This is a genomic window from Bacteroides sp. OF04-15BH (assembly GCF_003477995.1).
Classification (GTDB): domain Bacteria; phylum Bacteroidota; class Bacteroidia; order Bacteroidales; family Bacteroidaceae; genus Paraprevotella.
This window is the reverse complement of sequence record NZ_QUEM01000053.1, coordinates 1-8,928: the sequence shown is the minus strand read 5'-3', so window position 1 is coordinate 8,928 and position 8,928 is coordinate 1. Positions and strand designations below refer to the sequence as shown.

Below are 8,928 nucleotides of genomic sequence, written 5' to 3'. Positions count from 1 at the left end.
CTTGTTATCGTCACCTTTATAGATAACGGAATCTGTCAAAGCTGACTTTTTAAGCTTGCCTTCTTTAACAAGTTTCTGTTTCTCCTTCCGTATCTGTTCAAGAAGTTCTTGCGCTGTGCCTTCCTCTGCTATTTGTGGAACTAATTTGCCTTGAATAGCTTCTTGGAGAATAGATTTCTTCAACAACTCAAAGATTGAAATATTTAGTTTACTCAAATCATTCGACAAGGATTCATACCGATTAACAAATGGCATTGTGAGATTGATTGCATTTACAATCCGAAATTGTTCTTTTAGCGGTGGAACAGGTATCAACAAGTTCTGAATCCTCATAATAGCCAATTTGGGTTGACCGACTTTTGTTATAAAAGCTGTAATTTGAGATTGTACTACATCAGAAGACAGACAATACATTAAGAATTTCTTATCTATTTGCCTAAAAACTATTTTATTCGCATTCTCGGTTAGATTTGCATTGTCAAATTCTTCTGGTATTTCACCAATATGTCCAATTGTACCTGCGACAGTAATATATAGGTCTTCTTTGGAAATATAATAAGCTTTGATTTTTTGGTAAATATCTTCTGTAATATAGTGAATATCATTGCTGTTTACAGAATGATTTTTCATATCTGTAACACGAATATACTTATATCCTGTGTTTACTGTAGTTAAAGATTTTCCAACAGGTATTCTTTTTCCACCACATATAGAAGCTATATTTCCTAATTTTTCCCATTCCCATCCTTGGGGAATCTCAAACGGAATCTCCTCGTTAATACACTTCACTTCCCCTGTAGCGAGATACTTCTCATAATAGGAATTGTCATCACCACGGTAAATGATTGATTCGTTTTTATCTTTCTTAATTTTCTTTTCTTTAATTAACTTGGCTTTCTCTGCTCTGATACGCTCAAGGAGTACAGATGCAGGTTCGTCATTAGGGTCTTGCGGTACAAGTTTTCCTTGTATCGCCCACTGTAGTATACTATTTTTTAATTGCTTTCCATTCATCTTATTCTAACAGATTTAGAAGTTTTCGTCTTTCTGTTTTTCCTTCAGGTAGAACTGATATAGCTTTTTCCCTATTTTATCTTTTTTGAAGGTACGTTCATGATTCATAGGTGTCATAGACAAGCGAATTTTCGCCACACCTTCATTCAATATTTCAAATTGCTGTGTAGTAATTCTAAATTGAGCTGTAGAACTTATTTCTGTGATCGGGATTACAATATTTCCACTTATAACACTAGCAGATTGACTTCCATTACCAATTACGGTTCCTTGTAGTTCAAGGTATTTTCCTGTGAATGTTCGAATTTTCATAGTTGGTTCAGCAAGGAAATTCATCCTGTCTGAATGCACTGTAGCTATTATTGAATAAATTGTATCTTGCTTAGCCACACTATACTTCATATTGCAACCTTCGGCTGCAAGTGCTTTATAAGTATAACCTACTGTTTGTGCTTTAGCGTTGAGTCCTAAAATGACACAGAACAGTAATAATATAATCTTTATAGTTTTCATATTTTATCTTGTTCGTAAGCCTCTTCCTGTATTCCTAATTTACCTTTGCTCATTGCATTCGCAATATCTATTTTCAGTTCTTCGTCATAATCTTTACTGGTCATAAAACTATTAACGATGCGTAGCAGCAAGTCTTGGTCGATATTAGATGCAGCCACATGATAAATAATAGATTCCAATGTGCGCATACAGATGCAAGCATGCCAGTAGTAATTATTTTTGTGTAAAAAGTAAGCACCCAAAGTCAACGCAATACGCTTATTTCCATCATTGAAGAAGTGTCCAGAACAGAATCTATACATCAGATAGGTTAGTTTGTCGGCAAAGGTAGGATAGTATAAATCATTTTGCACAAACTCCAATGTTGCACGAATACCACCTTCGTCACGCACTCCTTCAAAACCGCCATCACTGGTATCAATCATTTTGCCATAGATGTTTAAGGCTTCGTTGTAATCTATGTAATTAAATTCCTTACTCATCTTCTGCTTGCTTTAAGCGTTTAAGCACATCTTTGTTATCTGCTAAGATACGGTCAAAATCAATAGACTGGTCGCCGATGAATCGTTCAAATTCTTCAGGAGTAACAGCTTGCAAATAATCTGCTATATTACCATGATACGCATCTCGGAAACTGAAATCCCTTGAAGCCATTTTGGTTCTGGCATCATTTAGATAAGGTTTCTGCATGGGATGTTCGGCAAGTTCATTCACTATACGCTCTACCTCATCAATAGTAAGTTTTCTACTGCCATTTTCCTTGAATCGTTCACTTATAGCAGCCCCTACACCGTTTTCAAAAGAAGAGATTACTAATAGTACTTCTGAATACAACGTGTGCCGAACATTGTCCTTAGAATCCAACCTTAATACTTCTCGATATTCCTTGGCATTCTCCTTGAAAACAGCCTTGTAGATGAAATCTGTAATTTGGGAATACTTGTATGTAGGATGTCCATTCACGTATTGATTGATGGCAGAAGTAAGATTTTTACGGTAGTTTTCTTCTGTGATTGCAGCCGGAAGATAATGCACATCTCTGCGGTTAATATATTTAGTTCCCCCACCTGTCTTTTCGTTGATGGTGGTAATCACAAAATCCAAGATAAGACTACGGACTTTTTTAGCTTTCTCACTCTCTGTAAGTAGCATTCCTATATTTAAGAAAGAGCGGAAATTAAATAATCCGAGCTGTGTTGTTTTGCTCGCCTCATTAATAAGGTGAGCAAATTCTAACTTAAATTCTTTCAGCTGTTTACCTTTACATAAAATATATCCATTATGCTTTAATTCCTCAGAATTTGATTGCAGATAACGGTCTATTGTAGATGTATCAACTTGATAAAAATCGGCAACCATTTTTTTAGTAAAACGGTATTCTCCATCAAAGAGCATTCCTTCTATATCAAGATGTTCCTGTACCTTACTGACCGCAAAACGGTTGTTTAGTACATTTTGTCTTTCTATGTTTGAGATTGTCAAATCCTTCATATCACTTCACAATTATCAGTTACACGATTTTATGTCTATACCGAGAATTTTTTGAATCTCAGAAAGTGTTTTGTCTATTTCATGGTCGAGTGCAGCACGTTTCTCAAAATACTGTTTAAGCAATTCTGCCGGAGGGAGTATTTCTTCTTCTTCCTTTGGGAATTTACATTGGTCGAAATTGCAATCCAAATCAATCAACTGCTGAGCAGTAAACACACGGCTCTTTTCTCCCACTTCATCATTGACTATCTCTTTTCGGTCATTCCACCATTCCTGAATAGGCAGGGTATGCTCTACTTTCATTGGCTTGGTTTTTGAGAAATGCTTGTAGCCTTCCGGCATATCCAAACGATAGAACCATGTCTCTTTAGTTTTGAATCCTTCTTCGCAGCCTTCGGCTTGTTCATTGTTAAAGAAAAGAATGTTGGTGGCAATGGAAGTGTATGGAGAGAATATAGAACCTGGCAAACGGATGATTGTATGCAAATTGAAATTGCGCAGAAGATTCTCTTTAAGTGCAAGCTTTGCTCCGTCAGTACCGAACAGAAAACCGTCAGGAATAATCACTCCACATCTGCCGCCTGCTTTAAGACGGTACATAATAAGGGCTATAAACAAATCGGCAGTTTCGCTTGAGCGGTAACGTAAGGGAAAGTTGCTCTTTATGCTATCGTCCGTGCTGCCTCCATAAGGAGGGTTCATACCGATAACATCAACTTTATCGGTTTCATTGAAATCCGTAACATTTGTACCAAGTGAATCACAGTGTGTTATATTGGGAGCCTCAATATCATGAAGCAACAAATTTGTGATGCTCAAAAGATAGGGTAACGGTTTCCATTCTTGACCAACAACTGCATTTTGCAACTTCTCACCATCTTCGGCAGAACGGACATTCTTAACCATATAGTTGAGCGCAGAGGTAAGGAAGCCTCCTGTACCGCTGGTAAAATCTCCAAAGGTTTCACCCAATTTAGGATCAAGCATCATGACGATAAAATCAGTCAAGGCACGTGGAGTGTAGAATTCACCCGCATTTCCTGCTGATTGCAAATCTTTTAAGATGCCTTCATAAATATCTCCGAATGTGTGGCGGTCTTCTGCATCATCAAATTCAATTTCGTTTACTATGTTGATTACTTGACGCAGAAGCGTTCCGTTTTTCATATACTGGTTCAAGTCGGCAAATGTTTCTTGAACAATACTCTTGGCTCGTGGTGTGTCGGCATTTACAGGAAGGTTTTTTAATGCTGGGAATAGTTTCTCATTAACAAAAGAAAGCAGGGCTTCACCTGTCAATGCTTCACCATCTTTTTCGTCTACTGCCCAATTACGCCAACGCAATTCTTCTGGGATGATAGACTTATAGTTATCATCTTTGTACTCCCATGTTTCTTCCTGCGTGTCATAGACTTTCAAGAAGAACATCCAAGTCATTTGTTCGATTCTCTGTGCGTCACCATTGATACCTGCATCTTGTCGCATGATATTCTGGATTCGCTTTATGATATTGTTTACTGCCATTTTTATGCCATTTTATATATTTGATATTCAAGTTCTTTGACAGCCTTCTCAAATTCATGTTTGCCGCCAAATAATTTCACAATCTTAGTTGGTTTACCAATGCTATTAAATGGTGGTATTTCTAAAATATTCGCCTTTTCAAAGTCAAGAATGCCATTCTCTGCATATTTATCAAGAAGAGTCTCCAAGACTTCACGAGCTTTGCCTTCGTACTTTCCGAAGTAGTTACGCTTCTTTACGTTGTTTGCCCTTTCTTTTCTTGTCAATGGTGGTTGGTCAAAAGCAACGTGGCATATCACATCAAAGATGTCTGCATCCTTCAATGCAGGATTTGCTTCGCGAACTGCTTCTATTAGAATGGCATATTCCTTTAACTCATCCATTACAGCTTGCTTACGTTCCGCTTCTGTCCATGTATGTATGAACTCATCAAGGGTCTGATAGTGTCGTAATAATTGCTTTCTTGCAAACGACTGAACACTTTCTGTTCTCATGGTTTTGCCATCTTCTCCTAAAACAGATACTATCTCATGGGCAATGCGAATATCCCTTCCATTGATAAGGTATTTTTCACGACAATCAGATACAGGAGTGGGAACTGGATCTACAGGTGGGTATGGTTTTGGCTTTTTGCCACCTCCTTTGGGCGGTTCCGGATCGCCATCAAATGCAGGGTCTTTGAATTTTGCTGTGGCATTGCGAAAATCAAGGATTTCCAAATGCCACTTACCCTTGTCTTTTCTAAGCCGTGTACCACGTCCGATGATTTGCTTGAATTCAGTCATAGAGCCAATTTCTTTGTCTATAACGATTAAGCCACAAGTCTTACAGTCCACTCCTGTAGATAGGAGTTCGGAGGTTGTAACAATTACCGGGTAGGGCTCATCCACACTGATAAAGTTATCTAATTGTTTTTTCCCTTCTTTATCCTCACCGACAATGCGTGTAACATAATAGGGTGACTTTTTACACAAATCACTGTTCATATTGATAAGTAGTGTTCGCATTTCGGCAGCTTCCTCTATATCAGGGCAGAATACAATCGTTTTTGTCATACGTCCGATGTCGTGTAACATTTTAGTGATTCTTTGTGCTACGACTTTACGTCTTAGCTTGATAGCAAGATCACGTCCTATATTTTGTCTTTGATATAATTTCTGCTCGATTTCTTTACCCAATAAATCCATTTCACCTTCTTCCGGAGTCCATCCTTGCAAATCAACATTGATAAAGTCGGCGGTAACCCGATATGGAGCCAAAAAACCATCTTGGATTCCTTGGAGAAGTGAATAGGTATATACAGGTTCCCCGAAATAATCCAAGTTGTTTGCTCCTTCATCGGCTTTTGGAGTGGCTGTCATACCAATTTGGGTAGCCGAGCTGAAATACTCCAATACTTTGCGCCATGCGGAATCGTCTTTCGCGCTTCCCCGATGGCACTCATCAACGATAATCAAATCAAAGAAGTTGGGTTGTACCTCCAAGAACGGGTCTGGCTTACCTTCTTTTCCGACCAGCTGATGATATAAAGCCATATACACTTCGTATGATGAATCTATCTTTTCTTCACCCTCTCCAACAGAAGTTATCTTGGTCATAAACTTCTTGAATGGCTTAAAATCTTGAGCCATTGTTTGATCTATGAGGATATTCCGGTCTGCAAGATATAGGATTTTTTTCTTTGCCCCGCTTTTATGAAGACGATGGATAATCTGAAATGCTGTAAATGTCTTACCTGTACCGGTAGCCATTACGACAAGTACACGTTGTTGTCCTCTGGCTATGGCTTCCACAGTACGGTCAACTGCTATACGTTGATAATATCTTGGTTCATGGCTATGTGCATCATAATAAAACGGTGTTTCTATTATGTTGAGTTCATCCGAAGTATAGTTTTTAGATGCAAGATAACGGTTGTATAGTTCTTCTTCTGTGGGAAAATCCTCTAACTTGATTTCGGTTTCTTTCCCCGTGATAAAGTCATGTTCCAAGAAAGCATCGCCATTACTGGAGTACGCAAATTTCAGGTCAAGGATTTGGGCATAATCTATGGCTTGCTGAATACCACCTCCAACTGCGTGTTTATTGTCTTTGGCTTCAACCACAGCAATGGGCTTGCCATTATGGTATAATAGGTAATCGGCTTTTTTACCTTCTGCTACTGAATGTTGGTTGCCAACCACAAGTACTCGACCATCCGTAAAATAGTATTCTTCACGCATATTTACACTTACTGCCCATCCTTTTTGTTGGAGTGCAGGAGTAATGAACAAAGTGCGTATCTCTTGTTCCTTGAGTTCTTTTTTATTTATTTCCATGGCAATAAATCATTAATGATTTGTACTGCTGACAATCAGATCCTTCACGTCTATATTAAGAATATTTGCTATATCATTAAGTGTCTTGAGATCTGGTTGAACAGAATTACTACACCATTTGCTTACAGTGCAATTGGATTTTCCAATCTGCGATGCAAGCCATTTCCCTGTTTTCTGTTGTTCTGCAAGTACAGCTTTTAGTCTGTTTAAATTAGCCATAGGGTAAAATGTTTTAATTACGGAGTAAATTTATATAATTTATCCGATATGAATGTTACTTCGTATAATAATTATTATCAGGAAATAGAGAATAGGCTTAAATAATAAAATGTGGAGTTTTTGTTAAGCAAAGAATGTGGCTGCTTTTATCCGCTCGCAGATTGGCATAGACCGGAGGGTGGCTCTGGAAAAACTGTCTCAGTTCTTTTCTGATAATAACTTCACCTCATTGCAGGAGGAGTATCTGAAAACGATTATTACCTATGTGTCCGACCATGGCGATATCAGCCCGGAAACATTGGTCAATGAATCTCCTTTTGATGAATTTGAGTGGATTGATGTGTTCGGAACAGATTTTGTCAAGGTCCGGAATTATGTCCAGCAACTTCATAACTCGATTGTTATAGCGTAAAGGCAAACATGACAGTGAATCCTGTTTCTTTATCTGATAGTTTTGCAAAGGTATCGGATGAAGAAACAGGATTTATTTTATATCCCATTGAATAATAATGAAATTACTACATTTTAATCCATACGCTAACGAGGCTTTAAGCCATTTTATTTGAGTCGAACGAATTCGATCACGTTTATTCCGTTTTGCTTCTAAAAATAAGATATTTCCATTTTTCCAAGCAACTACATCCCAACAACCGCTAAATCTATTCCCATTTAGCTTTGCAATGCCGACTAGAGTATTATGTATGTCAATATCCGTTATGGGTACATGAACCTGTTCCTTATAACATACGTCATTCCATTCTGTCAACATAAAAGGAGTCATTGGTGGTCTGCCGTATGTTCCAATCCATCTGGCATTCCAACCGTTTCTTTGCAGATAATCAACAATTGCTAATTCTGCAAAAGAGGCCTTCCCATCTACATCTACTAGAGTCTTACCTCCAAATGTATTCTGAATGGCTTTACCTTTCCATACATTGAATGTCAGTTCATATTTAAGAATATTATATTTTTCACTGTCAATTTCTATTATATCGACTGATTGTGAATCATAAACATCGCTAAAGCAGTTTGTTATATCTATCATAATAATTCGTTTGGGCTTTATGGGTCTATTCCGGCGGATTCCCGTTCTGCATTTCCGGTGATATGTGTTTATTTTTTCAGTTGGTATTCAGTACCTTTGACAAAGTTAATATTTCTTTTTTAGACTTGCTCTGTTCTTGTGCAAGCATTAGTATAAATCAGACGACTGTATGCGAAAAAAAGATGCTCCGTAGTATGAAAGAAGAAACTAATAAATTTGCATTGCCATTAGATTATTAGCTTAGAGGCTTAAGACTTTGCGAAGAACTTTGCTGGAAAGTTATTATTTAAAGTAAAATAATTATCTTTGTCGGAAACGAAAGTATTTATGATCATAGGCGAATTAAAGATTCAGATAGAAAGAATGAGATGCCTTTTCTTCTGGTTTAGAATTCACGTATGAATTAAATAACAAAGATATGCAGAAACTTACAATAAAAAATATAGGAGCAATAAAACTTGTAGAGTTTGAGGTAAATAGGATAAATGTTTTTATGGGACCTCAATCGTCTGGCAAGAGTACTATATCTAAAATTCTTTGTCACTGTCAATGGGTAGAGAAAACCTGTTTCTTGAATGACAAACAACTGGAATATTACCAAAAACAAGGCGTATTTTATGATTCACTTGTAGAATATCATAAACTTGAAGGGTATTTTCATAAAAATGCAAGCATAAAATATGTGGGAGAAGCTATGACTTGACTATGCCTAAAATTACTTCACACATTTTTGTTCATACTTACTGATTCACTTTACATGTTGATAAAACTCTTCCTGCTTTACTTTACATATTAGTTAGCAAC

At 37.3% G+C, this 8,928-nt stretch carries 10 protein-coding genes; 2 read left to right on the top strand and 8 right to left on the bottom strand.

Features of this window, described 5'->3' with window-relative positions; translation table 11 throughout:
* The 7 genes from DXA74_RS14995 to DXA74_RS14965 form a co-directional block, all read right to left on the bottom strand.
* Nucleotides 1-1,014: restriction endonuclease subunit S (locus DXA74_RS14995; RefSeq protein ID WP_199666199.1), on the bottom strand; the 1,014-nt coding region annotated here is incomplete at its 3' end.
* A 15-nt stretch (nt 1,015-1,029) separates the two neighbouring features.
* The gene (locus DXA74_RS14990) at nt 1,030-1,527 is read right to left on the bottom strand and encodes a hypothetical protein (RefSeq protein WP_118528930.1); all 498 of its coding nucleotides are present in this window, start codon (nt 1,525-1,527) and stop codon (nt 1,030-1,032) included.
* Entirely contained in the window at nt 1,524-2,009 is a 486-nt protein-coding gene (locus DXA74_RS14985; RefSeq protein ID WP_118528928.1) for a Fic family protein, read from the bottom strand. Before DXA74_RS14985 ends, DXA74_RS14990 begins: the two co-directional genes overlap by 4 nt.
* A complete protein-coding gene (locus tag DXA74_RS14980) occupies nt 2,002-3,018 on the bottom strand; it encodes a DNA-binding protein (RefSeq protein ID WP_118528926.1) in 1,017 nt (338 codons plus the stop codon). Before DXA74_RS14980 ends, DXA74_RS14985 begins: the two co-directional genes overlap by 8 nt.
* Before the next feature lie 15 nt (nt 3,019-3,033).
* Entirely contained in the window at nt 3,034-4,542 is a 1,509-nt protein-coding gene (locus DXA74_RS14975) for a class I SAM-dependent DNA methyltransferase (RefSeq protein ID WP_118528924.1), read from the bottom strand.
* A gap of 2 nt (nt 4,543-4,544) precedes the next feature.
* A complete protein-coding gene (hsdR, locus tag DXA74_RS14970; RefSeq protein WP_118528922.1) occupies nt 4,545-6,860 on the bottom strand; it encodes an EcoAI/FtnUII family type I restriction enzme subunit R in 2,316 nt (771 codons plus the stop codon).
* Between the two features lie 12 nt (nt 6,861-6,872).
* Nucleotides 6,873-7,079 (bottom strand): helix-turn-helix transcriptional regulator, encoded by a 207-nt coding sequence (locus DXA74_RS14965; RefSeq protein WP_118528920.1) that lies wholly within the window; start codon nt 7,077-7,079, stop codon nt 6,873-6,875.
* Between the two features lie 136 nt (nt 7,080-7,215).
* Here DXA74_RS14965 and DXA74_RS14960 point away from each other — a divergent pair, with 136 nt between their 5' ends.
* Entirely contained in the window at nt 7,216-7,491 is a 276-nt protein-coding gene (locus DXA74_RS14960) for a type I restriction-modification enzyme R subunit C-terminal domain-containing protein (RefSeq protein WP_118528918.1), read from the top strand.
* A 72-nt stretch (nt 7,492-7,563) separates the two neighbouring features.
* Here DXA74_RS14960 and DXA74_RS14955 read toward each other — a convergent pair whose 3' ends face one another.
* Nucleotides 7,564-8,124, bottom strand: a complete 561-nt coding sequence (locus DXA74_RS14955; protein WP_118528916.1) for a hypothetical protein — start codon at nt 8,122-8,124, stop codon at nt 7,564-7,566.
* Nucleotides 8,125-8,542: 418 nt separating this feature from the next.
* Here DXA74_RS14955 and DXA74_RS14950 point away from each other — a divergent pair, with 418 nt between their 5' ends.
* Nucleotides 8,543-8,827 carry a hypothetical protein gene (locus DXA74_RS14950; RefSeq protein WP_118528914.1) on the top strand — a complete coding sequence of 95 codons (285 nt, stop codon included), beginning with the start codon at nt 8,543-8,545 and terminating at the stop codon, nt 8,825-8,827.
* Nucleotides 8,828-8,928: the final 101 nt, after the last annotated feature.